The sequence below is a fragment of the Desulfoluna sp. HI9BLuna genome, assembly GCF_056829775.1.
In genome coordinates, this window is record NZ_CP186555.1 from 5,128,857 (window position 1) to 5,147,054 (window position 18,198).

At 59.2% G+C, this 18,198-nt stretch carries 12 protein-coding genes; 7 read left to right on the forward strand and 5 right to left on the reverse strand.

Annotation, left to right across the window (positions count from 1 at the left end; all coding sequences use genetic code 11):
* Window positions 1-29: 29 nt before the first annotated feature.
* Window positions 30-1,268, reverse strand: coding sequence for a signal recognition particle-docking protein FtsY (ftsY, locus tag ACOYW0_RS20945; RefSeq protein ID WP_482415710.1), 1,239 nt, complete (start codon window positions 1,266-1,268; stop codon window positions 30-32).
* Window positions 1,269-1,606: 338 nt separating this feature from the next.
* The gene (gene smc, locus ACOYW0_RS20950) at window positions 1,607-5,215 is read right to left on the reverse strand and encodes a chromosome segregation protein SMC (RefSeq protein ID WP_482415711.1); all 3,609 of its coding nucleotides are present in this window, start codon (window positions 5,213-5,215) and stop codon (window positions 1,607-1,609) included.
* Window positions 5,216-5,625: 410 nt separating this feature from the next.
* On the opposite strand from smc, the gene ACOYW0_RS20955 reads away from it, so the two are divergent.
* The 7 genes from ACOYW0_RS20955 (at window position 5,626) to ACOYW0_RS20985 (ending at window position 13,694) form a co-directional block, all read left to right on the forward strand.
* Entirely contained in the window at window positions 5,626-7,704 is a 2,079-nt protein-coding gene (locus ACOYW0_RS20955; RefSeq protein ID WP_482415712.1) for a 6-phosphofructokinase, read from the forward strand.
* 618 nt (window positions 7,705-8,322) lie between these two features.
* Window positions 8,323-9,087, forward strand: a complete 765-nt coding sequence (locus ACOYW0_RS20960; RefSeq protein ID WP_482415713.1) for a LamB/YcsF family protein — start codon at window positions 8,323-8,325, stop codon at window positions 9,085-9,087.
* Window positions 9,084-9,815, forward strand: a complete 732-nt coding sequence (gene pxpB, locus ACOYW0_RS20965) for a 5-oxoprolinase subunit PxpB (RefSeq protein WP_482415714.1) — start codon at window positions 9,084-9,086, stop codon at window positions 9,813-9,815. The genes ACOYW0_RS20960 and pxpB overlap by 4 nt, the downstream gene beginning before the upstream one ends.
* On the forward strand, window positions 9,812-10,771 hold the full coding sequence (locus tag ACOYW0_RS20970) for a 5-oxoprolinase subunit C family protein (RefSeq protein WP_482415715.1): 960 nt from the start codon (window positions 9,812-9,814) through the stop codon (window positions 10,769-10,771). Before pxpB ends, ACOYW0_RS20970 begins: the two co-directional genes overlap by 4 nt.
* 131 nt (window positions 10,772-10,902) lie before the next feature.
* The gene (locus tag ACOYW0_RS20975; RefSeq protein WP_482415716.1) at window positions 10,903-11,883 is read left to right on the forward strand and encodes a TRAP transporter substrate-binding protein; all 981 of its coding nucleotides are present in this window, start codon (window positions 10,903-10,905) and stop codon (window positions 11,881-11,883) included.
* 3 nt (window positions 11,884-11,886) lie between these two features.
* The gene (locus tag ACOYW0_RS20980; protein WP_482415717.1) at window positions 11,887-12,378 is read left to right on the forward strand and encodes a TRAP transporter small permease subunit; all 492 of its coding nucleotides are present in this window, start codon (window positions 11,887-11,889) and stop codon (window positions 12,376-12,378) included.
* 26 nt (window positions 12,379-12,404) lie between these two features.
* On the forward strand, window positions 12,405-13,694 hold the full coding sequence (locus ACOYW0_RS20985; protein ID WP_482415718.1) for a TRAP transporter large permease: 1,290 nt from the start codon (window positions 12,405-12,407) through the stop codon (window positions 13,692-13,694).
* Window positions 13,695-13,776: 82 nt separating this feature from the next.
* Here the strand turns inward: ACOYW0_RS20985 and ACOYW0_RS20990 are convergent, their stop codons facing one another.
* The 3 genes from ACOYW0_RS20990 to ACOYW0_RS21000 are packed head-to-tail and all read right to left on the reverse strand — an operon-like array spanning window position 13,777 to window position 18,196.
* Window positions 13,777-14,889, reverse strand: a complete 1,113-nt coding sequence (locus ACOYW0_RS20990; RefSeq protein WP_482415719.1) for a hypothetical protein — start codon at window positions 14,887-14,889, stop codon at window positions 13,777-13,779.
* A gap of 14 nt (window positions 14,890-14,903) precedes the next feature.
* On the reverse strand, window positions 14,904-16,487 hold the full coding sequence (locus ACOYW0_RS20995) for an MBOAT family O-acyltransferase (protein ID WP_482415720.1): 1,584 nt from the start codon (window positions 16,485-16,487) through the stop codon (window positions 14,904-14,906).
* A complete protein-coding gene (locus ACOYW0_RS21000) occupies window positions 16,487-18,196 on the reverse strand; it encodes a carbamoyltransferase family protein (protein ID WP_482415721.1) in 1,710 nt (569 codons plus the stop codon). The genes ACOYW0_RS20995 and ACOYW0_RS21000 overlap by 1 nt, the downstream gene beginning before the upstream one ends.
* Window positions 18,197-18,198 lie beyond the last annotated feature (2 nt).

The following is an 18,198-nucleotide window of genomic DNA, read 5'->3' on the forward strand; positions in this document are numbered from 1 at the left end:
CCCGGCAGGGCCGCCGGAGGCATTTTTTGCTACAGCAAGGCGTCGGCAAACTCTTCGGCGTCAAAGGGGCGCAGGTCGTCGGCCTGTTCCCCGATGCCGATGTACTTCAGGGGCACGCCCAGGGTACTTGTGATGCCGATGACGATGCCGCCTTTGGCGGTGCCGTCGAGTTTGGTGAGGGCCACGCCGTCGATGCCCACGGCTTCGTGGAAGAGCTGGGCCTGGGTGAGGGCGTTCTGGCCGGTGGTGGCGTCCACCACCATGAGGGTCTCGTGGGGGCCGTCCTCAATGGTTTTGGAGACGCTGCGCCGGATTTTCTTGAGCTCTTCCATGAGGTTCTTTTTGGTGTGGAGGCGCCCTGCGGTATCGATGATGACGATGTCGGCGTTTCGTGACACGGCGGCCTGGACCCCGTCAAAGGCCACGGCAGCCGGGTCGGAGTTGTCCTTGTGGCGCACGATGTCCGCGCCGGAGCGGTCGGCCCAGACGGTGAGCTGCTCCGAGGCGGCGGCACGGAAGGTGTCCCCTGCCACGATGATCACTTTTTTGCCTTCGCGGACAAAGCGAGTGGCCAGCTTGCCGATGGTGGTGGTTTTGCCCACGCCGTTGACCCCCACGACCATCATGACGTGGGGTTTTTTCATGGTCTCTTCAGGGGGCACATCAAAGGAGATGCGCTCCAGGAGAAGGGCTTTCAGGGCTGCTTTCAGCTCGGCGGAGTTGGAGATCTCCGAGGCTTTTTCCGAGAGGGTCTCGATGATCTCCATGGTGGTGCGCACGCCCACGTCGGAGGTGATGAGGAGCTCTTCCAGCTCTTCGAGGAGGTCGTCGTCCAGGACGCGTCCCCCCTTAAACAGGGCATCCACGCCGCTTGAAAGGGCGTTGCGGGTTTTGGACAGGCCGCTCTTGAGGCTCTTCATCACCCCGGTTCCCTCGGGGGCAGGCTCGGGAGCTGCCGCGGGTTTGGGGGCCGAGGCTTTGGGCGCTGCCTGGGGTTCCGGTTTTGCCGTGACTGCTGGTTCGGCAGGGGAAGGGGTGGCTTCCGCAGGCATACCGGGCTGTTTTTTCGGGGCCTTGAGGGCCGCTCTTACCACCAGGAGGAAGAGGATGAGAATCACCGCGCTTGCGGGGATCATCCACCAGAGGGCCTCTTTGTAGGGGGCAAGGGCGGGAATGGCCGCGGCAACTGTTTCGGCAAGGCGTTCAAGGGCTGATTTTACCGGGGCAAAATAAGGAGACACTGTCTCCGTAAGAACCGTCATATCCATATCCATCGTCCTGTGTTCTGATTCGGGGCGTAAAAAAAGGGGCTTGGAAACACATGGCAGCACACGGGCGCATCCCTCGGGGCGCCGGGGATGCCGACGGCCATGGGGGCGGATCGGCTGATTTCCAGGACCCTGTCATAAATCCCGGTAATGTATCAGGGGAGGCAGCTCTTGTAAATATCCGCAACCTCGCTTTGGTGACTCAAGGAGCTGATAAAAAACAAACGGGCAGGTCATCGGTAAATGCCGCAGTGATTTTTCCCGAGGAACGAGGGGGAAAGCGCTGCGGTAACCAGCTTTCAAGGTGGCTCACCTTGCCGCCGGAGGCATCGCTTTTGCTAAACTGATGCCGTGTCCAGCTCTTCGAATTCCGTGGGGAGTTCTTTGCCGCAGAGGTTGACGGAGACCACCTTGGAGACCCCTTTTTTCTCCATGGTGACGCCGATGAGAATGTCGGCGTGCTCCATGGTGATCTTGTTGTGGGTGATCACCAGGATCTGGGATTTTTCGGCGATCATGGTCACCAGGTTGTTGAACCGCTGGACGTTGGCGTCGTCCAGGGGGGCGTCGATTTCGTCCATGACGCAGAAGGAGGAGGGCTTCAGGAGAAAAATGGAGAAGACAAAGGCGATGGCGGACAGGGCTTTTTCCCCGCCGGAGAGCAGTGAGAGGCGCGCCTGTTTTTTACCCGGGGGCTGGATCATGAGCTCCACGCCGGTCTCCATGGGTTTGGTGGGCTCAGTGAGGACCAGCCGGGCGGAGCCCCCTTCAAAAAGACGGGGGAAGATCTCGTCGAGTTTTTCGTTGATGCGGTGAAAGGTGTCGATGAACCGCTCCTGGGTGATGCGGTTGATCTTGCGGATGATGGCCTCAAGGTCGTCCAGGGAGGCGTTGAGGTCCGTCTGCTGTTCCGTAAGGAAGCCGTGGCGTTCGTTGACCTCGTCGTACTGGGCCACGGCAGCGGGGTTGACGTCTCCGAGGCGGGCAATTTTTCGTTTGAGCCCGGCCAGTTTGTCCGTAAGGTCTTTTTTGTCGGAGGTGCCGTCGAGGACGTCCTGGATGGCCTCTTCAAAGGCGGGGATGAGCTGGTCGATGGGGGCACGGTACTGTTCGGCGACCCGCGTTTTCAGTTCGTCTCCCCGGGTAAGGACCCCGGCCAGCTCCACCTCTTCTTTTCGGAGGGCTTCGGCCAGCTCGTCATGGAGCCCGGCCAGTTCCCGGGTCTCTTTCTCTTTTTCGGCCATGTCCGCTTCGATGCGGGACAGGCGGTGGCGGGTGACGGCAAGGGCTTCTTCTTCAGCGGTGACATTTTTAAAGGCCTTTTCAAGGCCCGCTTCCAGTTTGGCGGCCCGTTCCAGGGAGGCGGCGGACTCCCGGGTCTTTTTTTCAATTCCCTGGGTGAGGCGGAGGGATCGCTCTTCGCCCTCCTTGAGGAAGTCGGTGAGGCGCTTTAAGGTGGCCCGATGGTTTTCGTGTTTGGCCTCTTCCCGGGCCAGGGAGAGTTTCAGCTCCACGATGGCCTGTTCAGCCTCAGAAAGATGTTCCCGGGCCTTGGCGAGTTCTTCCTTTGCCGCCTCCTCTCCCTTGGTAAGGGCAGCCAGCTCTCCCTGGACGGAATCGAGTTTTTGGCGGGCCTCATCCATCTCCTCTTCCAACTCCCCCAAGTCGCCTGAGAGCTGTTCGGTCTCCAGGTCCATGAGGGTGAGGTGCTTTTTGCCCTGCTTGATCTGTTCATCGGCCAGGAGGCACTCCCGCTCCTTTTCGGAGCGCATGCGAAGCAGCCCGCCCATTTCGGATTCCGCCTGCTTCAGGGCCTCTTTTCGCGCATCAAGCTGTGTCTGGAGCCCGCTGCGAAGGCTGCGGGCCGTGTTTAGCTCGTTCCCCACGACAGAGAGTTTCTCCCTGGCCTCGGCCATGTCCGATCGCCGCTTGAGAAGGGACGCGGAGGTGCCGGGCGTACCGGCGATGACCGCCCCGGTAAAGTCCACGAGGCTGCCGTCCGGTGTGGCCACGGCCACCCAGTGGTCGCAGGCGGCCCGGGCTGAGGCGGCAGCGGCCAGGTCATCGGCCACGAAGAGCCGGGAGAGAAGGGCAGGCAGGGGCGCTGAAAGGGGGCCGTCTGCGACCATGAGTTCCGTCAGGGGCCGGCAGCCCGGCAGGGCGGGGCCGTCATAGGCGGACATGGCGTCATGGCCCGGGGGAAGAAAGCCGCAACGGCTGCCGCCGTTTTCTTCCATGGCGTGGGCGCCGTGGAGGGCGGTGTCCCGGGAATCCACGAGAATATAGGTGAGGAGGCTTCCCAGGGCGGCCTCGGCTGCGGCTTCGTACCCTTTTTCCACCTGGAGGAGATTTGCCACCACGCCTTGGGAACTTGATCCCAGGGCTTCCAGGCGATTCATGCCCTCTTTGACGCCGTCCCCGTATCCGTCGAAGTTTTTAACCATGGCTTCCATGGTATCGAGGTAGGAGCGAACGCGGCTCTCTTCAATCTCTTTGGCCTTGATGGTGTCGTCGGCCTGGTCCGCCTCTTTTTTCAGGATGTTGATGCCGTCCCGGAGGTCGTCCATGTGTTCCCGCAGTTCAGCGGTCTGGCCTTTGAATTCGGCCATTTCAGCTTCCAGGGCCCGGCCTTTTTCCGTGGCCGTGGCCAGGGCGGTCCTTGCCGAGGCCATGTCTTCGTCTCGCCGTTTGAGCTTTCGGTCGGCGTTTTCGTGGAGTTTCTGCGCGGAGGTGAAGGCGTGGCGCACCGAGGCTTCACGGGCCACAAGGGCCATGTGTCGGGATGAGGCCTTGTGGCTCTCCTGTTCAAGGTCGGAGAGGCGAGAGCGTGCCGTGTTTTTTCGGTGCTCGGCTTCCTCCATCTCTTTGTCCAGGCCGGTGACCACCTGGTCCAGGTCTCCGTGGGCAAGGCGCAGGGACCGGATCTCTTCGGTGAGTTCGCGGGTTTTCCGCCCGGCCTCGGCCAGGAGGCGGGTGTCCTCTTCCACTTCGGTTTTGAGGGAGGCGGCCCTGTCTTTCTGGTGGCCGATTTCGGTTTCGTCCCGGTCGGCAACTCGCTTTAACTCATAGATCTTTCGGTTTGTGGCCTCAATGGTGTCGGTGGTCTCCTGGGCGTGGAGTTTCAGGCGGGACATGGCGTTTGCCAGGGCATCCCGTTTTGTCACCGCGGCCTTGGTGCGCTCTTTGGTTCGCTCTGTGGAGGAGACCAGCTCTTTGGCCCGCTGGCCCAGCTGGAGGTACTCCACCCCGGCAAGGGTGAGGTCCAGGTCCCGGATGTTTTGCTGGAGTTCTTTGAAGAGCAGGGCTTTTTTTGCCTGGCGCTTGAGGGAGGCGAGCTGGTTTGTAAGCTCTGCGAGGATATCGCCCACGCGCTCCAGGTTTTCCCGGGTGGATTTGATTTTGGATTCGGTATCCCTTTTGCGCGCCTTGTATTTGGTGACGTCCGCCGCCTCTTCGATGAAGACCCGGCGCTCCTCGGGGCTGGCGTCGGTGAGGGCGCCGATGTTGCCCTGCTGGATTACGGCAAAGGCGTTTTTACCGGTGCCGGTGCCCAGAAAGAGGGTCTGGATGTCTTTGAGCCGGGCGGGTTGCCGGTTGATGAGGTAGTTGCTCTCCCCGGTGCGAAAGATGCGCCGGGTGACGGTGATCTCGCTGTACTCGTTGAAGGGGCCGACCACGCTGCCGTCTTCGTTGTCGATGGTGAGGGAGACCTCGGCCATGTTCATGGGGGCGTTTCCGGCAGATCCGGCAAAGATGATGTCTTCGGAGGTTTTCCCCCGGAGCTTTCGGACGTTTTGTTCGCCCATGACCCACCGCAGGGCATCCACCACGTTGCTCTTGCCACACCCGTTGGGCCCTACCACCCCGGTGGTTCCGGGAGGGAACACAATGCGTGTTTTTCCCATGAACGATTTGAACCCGGTGATCTCGAGTTTTTTGAGTTTCATTGGTGGTGATGATTCCGTGGGGTTGGTGAAATGAGCGGCTCGGCTCAAGGGCCGGGCGAGCCGAAGGGTTGCTGCCGTTACGTCAGCTATCACATACCATTCCCCCGTGGGGATGTAAAGCTGGCGGAACCGCCTGAATCTCTTCGATGATTTATTTTAAAGCGCCTGGCCTCGGCCCCGGTGACAGGCCAATTTGATGGATTGCTTCTTGCATCCTGTTTTAACTGTCTGCTATAGCAATACTTAATAAAGCAGGCCGGAATGTATTGTGCCTGCCATAAGACTGGCCCCCACACGACTCGAACGTGTGCGGGTTTTTACTTTATGATGCCCACAGGGGCGGTGATGCGCCGCCCCTTTATACGGATCGGCCTGTACCCGCCGAATCGAGCGATTATACGGAGACACTTATGTCTGAAAAACCTGTGATGAGCCTGGATGACCTCCTTATAAACGACTGCGCAAGACAGATCATTGACGGAGACAGCCTGGATGTCATGGAACGACGAGCCTACACCCCGCCCCAGTGCGAGGTGTTTGAGAACGGGCCCACCGCCCTGGAACCCCAGAACCAGTATCGGTTTGACATCAACAAGGCGGCGAGTGAGCAGTTGCCGCACCTGATTGACAACCGGGTGGAGAAGGTTGTTCCGGCGTCCGGTGGCGAGGTTGACGGGTACACCCGCCCCAGGACCATCGGTATTGTCTTTTCCGGTGGGCCGGCCCCCGGGGGCCACAACGTCATTGCCGGGCTGTACGACGCCGCCAAAAAAGCGAACCCCGAAAACCGGGTTTACGGCTTCATCCTCGGCCAGGACGGGATCATTGAGGGCAATGTCTGCGAGCTTACCGACGAGAGGGTGAACAAGTATCGGAACCTGGGCGGCTTCTGCATGATCAAGACCGGCCGCACCAAGATCGACACCCGCACCAAGATGCGCCTGTCCATTGCCACCTGCAAGAAGCTGGGCCTTGATGCCCTGGTGGTGGTGGGGGGGGACGACTCCAACACCAATGCCGCGTTCATGGCCGAGGCCATGATCGATGAAGGCATTCAGGTGATCGGGGTGCCCAAGACCATTGACGGTGACATCCAGGTCAAAGATGCCGACGGCAAGAGCCTGTGTGCCATCTCCTTCGGCTTTCACAGCGCGGCCCGCTCCTTTGCCAGAAATATCGGTGATCTCTGCACCGACGGAAGCTCCGATGTCAAGTACTGGCACTTCTGCAAGGTCATGGGTCGTGTGGCCAGTCATCTCGCTTTGGAGGTGGCCCTTCAGACCCACGCCAACCTGACCCTCATCGGTGAGGACCTGGCCGAGTACGTGGATCACGACCGTGTTGAAAAAGCCCGTGCCGAAGGCACCGTGGATTACACCGCCTACGGCATGACCCTGCGCCATCTTTCCCGCGTGGTGTGCGACGCCATCGTCCGCCGCGCTGCCGTGGGGAAAAACTACGGGGTGGTGGTGATCCCCGAAGGGGTTCTGGAGTTCATCAACGAGGTCCAGGTCTTTATCATCAAGCTCAACACCATCATCTCCGAATACAACGACGTCCACGACACCGACTTCCATTCGGACTTCATCAGCCTGGACGCCAAGCTGGAGTACCTGAGGCGTCTGGTGAGGGGGATCCGCAAGACCGGCCCCGCGACCATCTGGAACGCCCGTGACGACGAGCTTTTCAGCGATATCCCCGAGTTTTTCAAGGCCGGTCTCCTCATGGAACGGGACAGCCACGGCAACTTCCAGTTCTCCCAGGTGGAGACCGACCGGGTGATCCTGGAGCTTGTCAAGGACTACCTGGGCATCCTCAAGGAGAAGGGGCGCTACAAGGTGGGCATTGAAGACTCCTATTTCAGCAATACGCTCGCCCGTGCCGGCCTCAGCGATGAATCCTACGGGCCCGTGCTGTTCCGCAACTACGGGGTGGGGCGCTTCCTTCTGGTCAAGGAGGAGCTGATCTCCCTGAAGACCCTGAAGCAGGCCCTGGTGAGGGCGGAACTTCTGGAGGAAGAAGATCCGGTGCCCGCAGCCATCGTGAAGATCTACGAAAAATCCGTTCCCAAGCTCAAGGTGCAGACCCATTTTTACGGCTACGACGGCAGGGGCTCGGACCCCACCAAGTTCGACTGCACCTACACCTACAACCTGGGGCTCACCGCCTTCAGCCTCATTGCCGGGGGCAGCACCGGGCAGATGGTGGGGATCAGGAACCTGGAGAAGCCCTTTGAGGAGTGGGAGCCCATCGGGATTCCCGTTGCTCCCCTCATGCATCTGGAGGAGCGGGGCGGAAAAATGAAGCTGGTGCTGGAAAAGAGTGTGGTGGAGCTGGACTCCAACGCCTTCCGCCTGGTCAAGGCCATGCGGGAGAAATGGATGGCCGCCAGCACCGGGCCGGATCCGTACAGAAAGCCCGGGGCCATTCGGTTCAGGGGGGAACTGGAAGAGGATAAACCCATGACCCTCAGCCTGAACTCCCTGTAGCCTGGCGCATTGCCATAGATAAAAGATGTCTTCGGCGGCCCTGCGGGGTGTCGGTGGCATGGCCTGTATGAATGATAAGAAAGCCCCTGGAGCCGGTTTGGTTTCAGGGGCTTTTTTTGTATGGCGGAGAATTGCTTTCCCCTACGCTTTGTGAAGATAAAGGACGATGGCGGTTTTTCTTGGGTTTTGTCTCTGGAATTCCTGACTGAGTCAAGGGAATCGTTGCCGGTGAATCGTCTCTTTCCACGGGGGAAGGCACGGAGGCGCGGCCCTGGTTTTGCAAGGGGGGTGTTGGTTTCGAAAAATGGAGTGGCAGGTTGTTTAACAATACGAAAGCAGGCCGGGCCCGAGCTTTATTCTTGACATTTTTCCGGGGGCTTTATAGATTCCGTCTTACTAAAATCGATAAATATATATAAAAACAGTAGACGATTCCTTATCCCGTGCTTTCGCATTGTTTGATCTGTTTTAACGTGCAGGCATGGGTTTTGTGCGTTTGTCGTGCGAAAAAAGGTATTCTGGTTCGGTTGCGGCTGGAGCCTGCTGTTTTTCATGATTTCACTATATTGCGCTGTTTGATCCGGTCCTGCCGGGTGGGCAGGCAGGAGCGACACCCCCATGAAATCCATTGATCTGAACTGCGACATGGGCGAGAGCTTTGGCTCGTATCGCATCGGGGCCGACGAAGCGGTCATGCCCCATATTACATCGGCAAACATCGCCTGCGGCTGGCACGCCGGGGACCCCTCCGTCATGGAACGAACCGTCCGGATGGCTGTGGAACAAGGCGTTAAGACCGGAGCCCACCCCGGGTATCCCGACCCCATGGGGTTCGGGCGGCGCTTTATGGAGCTTTCCTTTGAGGAGCTTCGCAACGCCATCGTCTATCAGGTGGGGGCGTTACGGGGCTTTTGCTCCACCCACGGAATCGATATTAGCCATGTGAAACCCCACGGCGCCCTTTACAACAACGCCATGGTCGACGAGACCGTGGCCCGGGGCATTGCCGAGGGTGTGGCCTCTATCGACTCGGGCATTCCCGTTTTTGTCCTGGCCGGGAAAAAGGGGCAGAACATGGCCCGCATCTGCCGGGAGAACGGTCTGCGCGTGGTTTTTGAGGCCTTTCCCGACAGGGCGTACACCCCGGAAGGGAACCTGGCGCCGCGCACCATGGAAGGGGCGGTGAAAACCGATCCTTCGGAGATCGCTGAACGGGCCCTGATGATGGCCGAAGAGCAGCGGGTGGTGGACACCGACGGCAACACCATCGAGATTGAAGCAGAGACCCTCTGCCTTCATGGCGACACGCCGGAAGCAGCAATCCTGGTGCGCTCCATTCGCAGCACCCTTGAAACATCCGGAGTGATCGTAAAAGCAGTATGAGTACGTGTGAAGATACCCAGCCCGACGGGTTGTTGAATAAACCGATTTTCCGGTGCGTGGGGGACCGGGGGCTTCTCATGGAGCTCTCCGCCACCATCAACCCGGAGGCCAGCCAGAAGATCCGTGCCCTGTGCGAGTCCCTTGCCATCTGTGCGCCGGTGGGCGTGGTGGAGGTGATTCCCACCTACCGATCGCTGATCGTCTCTTATGACCCCGTGAAAAAAGGCCCCGAGCTCCTTGAGAGATACCTCAGGGCCCTTCATGAACGGATGGGGCAAACCGAAGCCCTTGAGCCCAGAGTGGTGGAGGTGCCGGTGTGCTACGGCGGTGATTTCGGGGAGGACCTTGCCTACGTGGCATCCCACAACGGGCTTTCCGAAGACGAAGTGATCCGGATTCACGCCGAGCCCCTCTACCCGGTCTACATGCTGGGGTTTACGCCGGGGTTCCCCTATCTGGGGGGGCTTTCCGAGACGATCCACACACCGCGCCTGGCCACGCCCCGCACCAGGGTACCGGCAGGGTCCGTGGGGATCGCCAACAACCAGACCGGGATCTACCCCATGGAGAGCCCCGGGGGGTGGCAGCTCATCGGCCGGTGCCCCATTCGCCTTTTTGACCCGAACCGGAGGGACCCCTTTTACATCAAGGCGGGGGATATGTTGCGGTTTGTCCCTGTTTCCGCAGCGGTTTTTGCGGCCATGGAAGCCGGGGAGGTGAGGGCATGAGCACTTCCGTTGCAGTTTTCCGCGTCAAGGAGCCCGGTCCCATGACCACGGTCCAGGATCTGGGGCGATACGGATATCAGCGCTTCGGCGTGCCGCCTTCAGGGGCCCTGGATACCCGCGCGGCGGTGTTGGCCAACCTTCTGGTGGGCAACCCGGACGGTGCCGCTGTTCTGGAGATGACCTTCTGCGGTGCCACCCTGGAGATTCTTTCTCCCTGCACCCTGGCCCTTTGCGGGGCCACCATGGACGTGAAGGTCAACGGTGCCTCCGTGCCCTGCTGGCGATCCTTTGCTGTTTCGTCCGGCGATGTGGTGGCTGTGGGCATGGCCTCTTCGGGCTGCCGGGGGTACCTGGCTGTCTCCGGGGGTATTGACGTGCCTGAGGTCATGGGCAGCCGCAGCTGCTATGTGGGGGGCAAGTTCGGGGGATACGAAGGCCGGGTCCTGGCCCATGGGGACATGATCCGCGGGTTTGTTCCCGGGGCGAAGGTGCCCCTGCGGCAGATTCCCGAGGCCTTCAGACCCGTATACGGCTCCTCCATTGAACTTCGGGCGGTGGCCGGGCCCCAGGACGACTTTTTTGATGAGGGGCTGTCCCTGTTTTTCAGCCGGGAGTTTACCGTCACCAACCAGGCAAACCGCATGGGGTATCGTCTGGAAGGCCCCAAGGTGATCCGAAAGGAGGGGATGCCCAAGAGCATCATCTCCGAGCCAAGCCTTCCGGGTGGCGTCCAGGTGCCCGAAGGGGGCGACCCCATTATCCTCCTGCGGGAGCAGACCGTGGGGGGCTACGCCAAGATCGCTTCGGTGATCTCCGACGACATTTCCCGGGTGGCCCAGGCGCTGCCCGGACAGACCATCCGATTTCAGAGAGTTTCCGTGGAGGAGGCCCACAGAATTACCGTGGCGCGCCATGAGAAGCTCTTGGCCCTCAAGGGAATGGATTTGGCCCTGTAACGGGGCGGGCTCGGAACAGGCATGAGATGACAAGCCCCGAGCCCTGTGTGACCGTAGTCGATGCACAAGCCAAGGCCGTGCATCGGGAAGAATGAACCCATTAAACTGAACATTTAAGGAGTGTTTGATTCATGAAGAGTATAAAGACACTGTTTGTTGTGACGATTTTCGTCCTTTTTACCGGCAGCGCTGCCATGGCCGAAGCCATGAAGCTGGATTTAAACGCCGTCTACGGCGCCACCAGCTTCCATACCCAGGGTGCCATGGATTTTGCCAAGCGTGTTGAAGCCCACTCCAACGGTTCTGTTCTCATCACGGTTCACCCCGGCGGCAGCCTTGGTTTTAAGGGGCCCGAGCTTTTGAAGGTGGTCAAGGACGGCCAGGTTCCCATGTCCGACATCCTTATGGGTGTTGTGGCCGGCAGCGCCCATGTGTTCGGCGTCAGCTCCCTTCCCCGCCTGGTCAAGTCCTATGACGAAGCCAAAGCCCTGTACGCAGACTGCAAGCCCCTCTATGAAAAATCCGCCCGCAGGTGGAACCAGAAACTTCTTTATGCCGCGCCCTGGCCCCCCAGCGGCCTGGTCACCAAAAAAGCCATTGTCACCCGTGCCGATATCGACGGCATCAAGACCCGGACTTACGACAAGAACGGCGCCGAGTTCCTTCGCGCCCTGGGCGCCATGCCCCTGTCCATGCCCTGGGGCGAGGTGTACGCCTCCCTCCGCACCGGCATGATCGATTCGGTCCTGACCTCTTCCGAATCCGCCAAGAATGGTAAATTCTGGGAAGTCCTCAGCCACTTTGAGCCCATCAACTACGCCTACCCCCTGAACATGGTCACCATCAACCTCGACTACTGGAATGCCCTGTCCAAGGACCAGCAGGCGGCCATGCTGAAAGCCGCGTCCGAAACCGAAGCCGCCCAGTGGGCTGCCTCCCAGGCGCGAAGCGAAGAGGCCCTGAAGGCGATTGCCGCCGAGGGCATCACCGTGACTCCCGAGAGGCCCGAGCTTACCGCCGAGCTGGATGCCGCCGCCCTGGCCATCCAGAAGAAGTTTCTCAAGAAGGCCAAAAAAGCCGAGAAGGCCCTTTTAAACACTTACATAAAGTAGACCATGAAAAAACTCATCTCACTTAGTGATGCGTGCTCCAAGGCCGGGGGCTATGTCTCCGGCCTGTTCATGCTTCTCATCGTGGCGCTGATTACCGTGGAGATCTGTGCGAGGACCCTTTTTGACGCCTCCACCCTCATCGGTGACGAGTACAGTGCCTACTTTTTTGTTGTGGTGGTCATGATGGGGCTCTCTTTTTCCATGAAAGAGGGGGCCCACATCCGGATCTCCCTGTTGCGGGGTAAGCTGCCCGAACCGGCCCTTACGGTGCTGGACCTGGCAGTGTTGGCCGGGGCCATTGCCCTCACCGGTTTTGCGCTTTACCATGCCGTTCTCATGACCTATGACGTCTGGGACCTGGGCATGACGGCCGACTCCATCTCCGAAACCCCCATTTATATTCCCCAGCTGGTCATCCCGGTGGGCCTTTTGCTGCTGATCCTGCAGCTTACCGGTGATTTTTTGAGGAGGTTGTCATCGTTTCAGATCCGCTAATTCTAACCTTTTTGCTGTTCGGAGTGATGTTTCTGCTCCTGTTGTCCGGCCTCTGGATCGGCTTTTCCCTTATGGGGGCCGGGGTGATGGGGATGTTGATGTTCAAGCTCAATCTGCCCCCCACCATTTCAGTCTGGGACAAGATCGGCGGCCTTCTGGCCAACTCCATCTGGAACAGCACCAACTCCTGGTCCCTGACGGCCCTGCCGCTTTTTATCCTCATGGGGGAGATCCTCTACCGCACCCAGATCTCCACCCGGCTGCTCAATGGCCTTCAGCCATGGCTGGCAGGGATTCCCGGACGCCTGCTCCACATCAACGTGGTAGCCTGCTCGCTCTTTGCCGCGGTGTCTGGGTCCAGTGCCGCCACCACGGCCACCGTGGGCAAGATCACCCTGGATGAGCTCTCCAAGAGGGGCTACGACCGCAGCATCGCCATCGGCTCTTTGGCCGGGGCCGGGACCCTGGGGTTTCTCATTCCGCCCAGCCTGATCATGATTATCTACGGGATCCTTTCGGATACCTCCATCGGCAAGCTCTTCATTGCCGGGGTCATCCCCGGCCTGTGCCTGGCATCGGCCTACGCCGCCTACATCATGGTGCGCGCCATGATCGACCCCAACGTCATGCCGAAAGAAGAGGAGAGCCACACCTTCAAAGAGAAGATCGCGGCCTCCCGGGAGCTGTTTCCCGTGCTGCTGCTCATCATCGTGGTGTTAGGCGGAATCTACATGGGGATCACCACCCCCACGGAGGCAGCTGCCATCGGTGTGGTGGGGGCCCTGATCCTTGCGGTGTGGTTCAAGAACCTGACCGTGGAAAACTTCCGGGAGGCGGTGCTCTCCGCCGTGAAGACCACCTCCATGATCTCTTTTATCATCGTGGGAGCGGCCTTTCTCTCCCAGGTGGTGGGGTTTGTGGGTATTGCCCGTGCCTTGAGTCTTTACATCACGGGCCTGGGGCTCTCTCCCTATGTGCTGATCTTTGTCATCGCCATCATGTACCTCTTCCTGGGCATGATCCTGGACGGGATTTCCATTGTGGTCATGACCCTTCCCATCGTGCTGCCCATCGTGGTGGCCGCAGGATTCCACCCCCTGTGGTTCGGGATTTTTCTCGTTTTCATGGTGGAACTCTCCCAGATCACGCCCCCGGTGGGCTTCAGCATCTTTGTCATCGAAGGGATCTCAGGCGAGAAGGTGGGGGACATCCTTAAGGCCACCTTCCCCTTTTTCGTCATCATGATCCTCATGGTGATCGCCATTACGGCCTTTCCGGATATTGTCTTCTACCTGCCCAACCAGATGGTGGACTAACCGTCAAGGCAGTCTGGCAGTTTAAAAAATCAAAAGGGAGCGTCCCTGGTTTTCAAACCTGGGAGCGCTCCCTTTTTTTGTGTCAGTGCTTTGAAGGGGTATTCAGGCAGGTTGAGGTTCGGACCATGAGGTCAGTCCGGATTTTCTCACAGCAGAGGCCGATATTCTTCCGGGTGAGCCTGATGCCGAAGCCTTCCGGCATTGAAGGGGAGGGCGTCCCAAAGATCCTGTCGAGGATCAGGTTCCCCACCTCGGGTTTGTAGTGGCTGGCTTCAAAATACCAACGCATGCCATCCACCGAGGTTGTTTCGGGAAATGGGTCCGTTGTGATGGGGTTGTATCCACAGAACTGCCATACCTCCACATCGGATCGGTTTGCGCTGGGACCCCCATGGGCGATGTCCACCACTTTTCGTATCCAGGTTTCAAAATCGTCGTAGACACCGCATGCGGCCATGCGATCCAGGATTTCTGCGTGAAAAGGGGACACGAAGAGGATGAGCCGGATATTCCGGGCCCGGCATTCGTTGACGATGCGCTCCAGATAGAACCAGCCCCTGCCTTGGTCCACGGGGACGGTTGACACCTCTCGAAAGGAACGTTCGGCCTGGTCCAGATAAGATAGGTACTTTTCGGGCGTCTGCCGTTTAGGTGGGGTTGGCCTGAAGCCGTTGGACAGGACGCGGTGAGATTGAGACCATTTTTCTTTATGGGTCGCCAGGGAATCTTTCAGGGTCTGGAAGCCCAGGGCGCTTTGCAGCGCACTGACCGGTGTAAAATCATCGTTGGTTAAATCGTTTACTTTTCGTTCCATGGTAAAGTCCAGGCCGATGATGATGGTGGACAGTGTTTTTTTGTCCCACATGAACCGCAACACCGTGTGCATGTTTTCCAGGGAGCACCCGGAAAAGGAGGCATTGTAGATGTTGCCGTCCGGTGCGGGATAGTCTGGGTTAATGCCCATCCAGGCCCTGGAATTTCCCATGACCAATGTCTGATAGTCCCCATGGCGTACCCGGTTGATGGTGACGTTGGCCCAGGTCCTTCGGGAAGGAAACACCACCAGCCGTTCTTCATCCGTTCCCTTTATTCCCAGAAACACTTCATTGGGGTCTGCCCGGAAGTTAATGGCCCCGATGCCTCCGAGAAAAAGGGCGGTGAGCAGGCACAGGCGTGTCAGGTAGGAGGTGAACATGGGGGACTCTCTTTTCAAAAATGGAAATAGATGAAATCACCGCTGCCGCAGCCACCCGGATCCACCACCTGGCTGATCATCAGCGCCAGACCAAGGGCCATCCCAACGAGCACGGCTGCAGAAGGTTCCCTGTACCATCGGCTCCATGAAGATCCGTCATGCGTTCGGTGGGGGGGGCCGGATCCGATGCGGGTGGAAAGGTCATAGACATTGGGGCAGGCAAAGGCTATCCCCAGGGCCATAATCAGGGTGCCGGAGAAAACCCATTTGGACTGGGCCAGGACGATGCCGTCAAAAACCCCGTGGAATTTGATCCCGAAAACTGAGAGCCACCCCAGGGCAGGCTCCAGGGCTCTGGGCAGGGACACAAGGCCACACCCTGCCATGGCCTTGAAAAGAGCCATGGCCTGGTCCAGGCTCTGGCACCGGAACACCACGGATACAACAAGGCAAAAAAGAGCCGTTGCGGCTGTTCCCCAATATTTATGTGTCTTCGTTGCTTTCTTTTTGGGGAAAACCGATCCGTGGAGGAAAAACAGAACCATCATCACTCCGTTAAGAAACCCCCACAGAAGAAAATTCCAGGAGGCGCCGTGCCAGAGGCCGGAGAGGCAGAATGTTAGAAGGGTCGCCGTGCACACGGACCACCGCGTCCTGGCCATCGGGCTTCCTATGGGCATTTTTTTCATGGCTGCCATCATGGGAAGCATCAGGTAATCGGCGAGGAAACGATAGAGGCTCATGTGCCAGCGTAAAAAGAGCTGGGGCAGGTTCCGACTTCGGTAGGGGGAGTCAAAATTTACGGGCAGGGTCAGGCCGAACATCCGTGCAATGCCCAGGGCCATGTCTGAATAGGCGCTGAAGTCAAAGTAGAGCTGAAGGTAAAACCCCACGCTGCCCAGCCAGGCAGCGCCCATGGATACCTCCTGCCCCAGGGCTGCGGCGTTAAAGATGGATCCCACCATGGGTGCCAGGCTGTCTGCAATGAGCACTTTTTTCAGTACCCCCAGGGTAAAGACAAAGGAGCCCACGGCAAGATGCTCAACATGAAACCTGAAGGTCTCTTTCCGCTTCAGCTGGGGAACCAGCTCCTGGTACCGGACAATGGGGCCGGCAATGAGCTGGGGGAAAAAACTGACGAACAGGGCGTAACGAAACAGCCGCGTCTCTTTGATTTTTCCCTTGTACGTGTCCACGAGAAAGGCGATCTGCTGAAGGGTAAAAAATGACAGGCCCAGTGGAATAAGGATGTCCATAAAGGCGCTCCGGCTGCCCGAAGGGGCCTCAACGAAGAGCAGCCCCTGGCACTTGTAATAGACCAGAACGCCCAGGTTCAGCACGATCCCTGACCACAGCAGCCCTTTTTTGACCTTGGCCCCGACCCTTTCTCCTGCAAAGGCCCTGGCCAGGTAAAAGTTGGCCCCGATGGATATAAGGAGAAGGACCAGGTTGGCGGACGTGCCCAGGGTATAAAAGACGAGGGAAGAGGCAAGCAGCCAGCCCCGGGCATATCCGGCGTTTTTCCGGCCGAGGAGAAAATAGCCGGTTAGGGCCACAGGCAAAAAGAGAAAGATGAATTCAGGAGCGTAAAACAGCATCACGCCTCTTTTCGGATGAGGTAATCACCGATCACCAGGGCATCCAGGCCTGTGGTAAAGAACAGGCCCACGGCATCCTCCAGGCTGTGAACCAGGGGCTTTCCCATGATGTTCATGCTGGTGTTTAAGACCAGGGGGATGCCGGTCAATTGATGGAAGTGGGTGATGAGGCCATGGAATGCCGGGTTGGCCTCCCCATGGACCGTCTGCAATCTTCCGGTGCCGTCTTTATGGACCACGGCCGGAACATCGTCGACCTTGCTCGATTGAAAGGGCAGGGTAAAAGACATGTAGGGGGACTCCATTCCGAACTGAAACCAGCGATGGGTTTCGGACGCCAGCACCGCCGGAGCAAAGGGCCTGAAATCCTCCCGAAACTTGACCTCCCTGTTGATGCGGTCCTTGAGGGTGCCGTTGCGGGGATCCGCCAGGATGGATCTGTTCCCCAGGGCCCTTGGGCCATACTCGGCCCGGCCCTGGACCCAGCCCAGGATCTGGCCCCGGGAGAGGCGTTGGGCTGCTTTTTCATGGATGGTGCCGGGGTGGTGGGAGATCCTGCCGGGGGGGAAAGAGCGTGTCAGCCGTGTCATGGCTTTTGGGTCCATCTCGGAGCCAAGGTAGGGGGAGGCCCAGGGACCATGGTTTTTTTGTGCTTTGTGTCCGCGGCGATCGTTCATAAAGGCCAGCATTGCGGCACCGGCGGCATTGCCGTCGTCTGCCGGCGAACAGGGAACATGGACGGCTTCGAACCCGGTCTTCCGAAGGATTTTGCCGTTGAAGGAGGAGTTCAGCGCGCAGCCGCCCCCCAACACCAGGTTTGTCGATCCGCCACGGTGATATACCCCCTGGAGTAGCGCCAGCATCCGCTCTTCAAACACCTGCTGGCCGGTACAGGCCATATCTTCCCTTGTAAACCCGCCCCCGCCTTCAAGGCGACGGAGCACTTGGGCCAGGTCCCGTTTCCTGCCCTGGAGCAGTTGCCCGTTGTCGTAGCGGACCAGGGAGGCCAGCTCCTTTTCCAGCTGGGCGCGGTGTTGACCGTAGGCGGCCAGTCCCATGACCTTGCCCTCCTCGCCCTTGCGCCAGTCAAACCCGCACCACTCGGTCAGTTTGGCGTAATAGGCTCCGAGGCTTCCCGGTCCCCAGGACCGTCCCAGGGGGGTTAAGGCCTCCTGATCGTAAAGGTAGCTGGAAACCGACCCGATCTCCCCTTCACCATCGGCGATCACGCATAGGGCCCGGTTAAAGGGGGAGGTGAAGCAGGCATTGGCCGCATGGGTCAGGTGATGGTCATAGGAACGGATCTCGATTTTGTCACAATCGAAATAGTGGGACAGAAGATAGGACAGGTGAGTGCCGCAGCCTTCATAGGCTTTTTTCTGGGACCACATCAGCCATTGGCCGTCTGATTCCCGGAGCAGAGACTCTCCTTGTCGGTTGCCCGGGCTGAGGGAAGGGGGCGCATCAAATGGTTTGCCCAACAACCCGGGGGTACGCCAGCAGGTGGCGACGACCACCCCTTCACGGGGGTCGCAATGGGCCCGGAGGACATCCCGGAGGTATCCCCCGTGATCCGGGGGCAGGTCCCAGGCCCTTTTCTGCTGAAAATAGCGCTCCAAGGCCTGGGCAAAGACCAGGTCTCCTTCCGGCGAGACAACGGCAACGGCCGGGTCGTGGCAGGTGTTGGCAAGGCCGATGTAATAGGGCATGG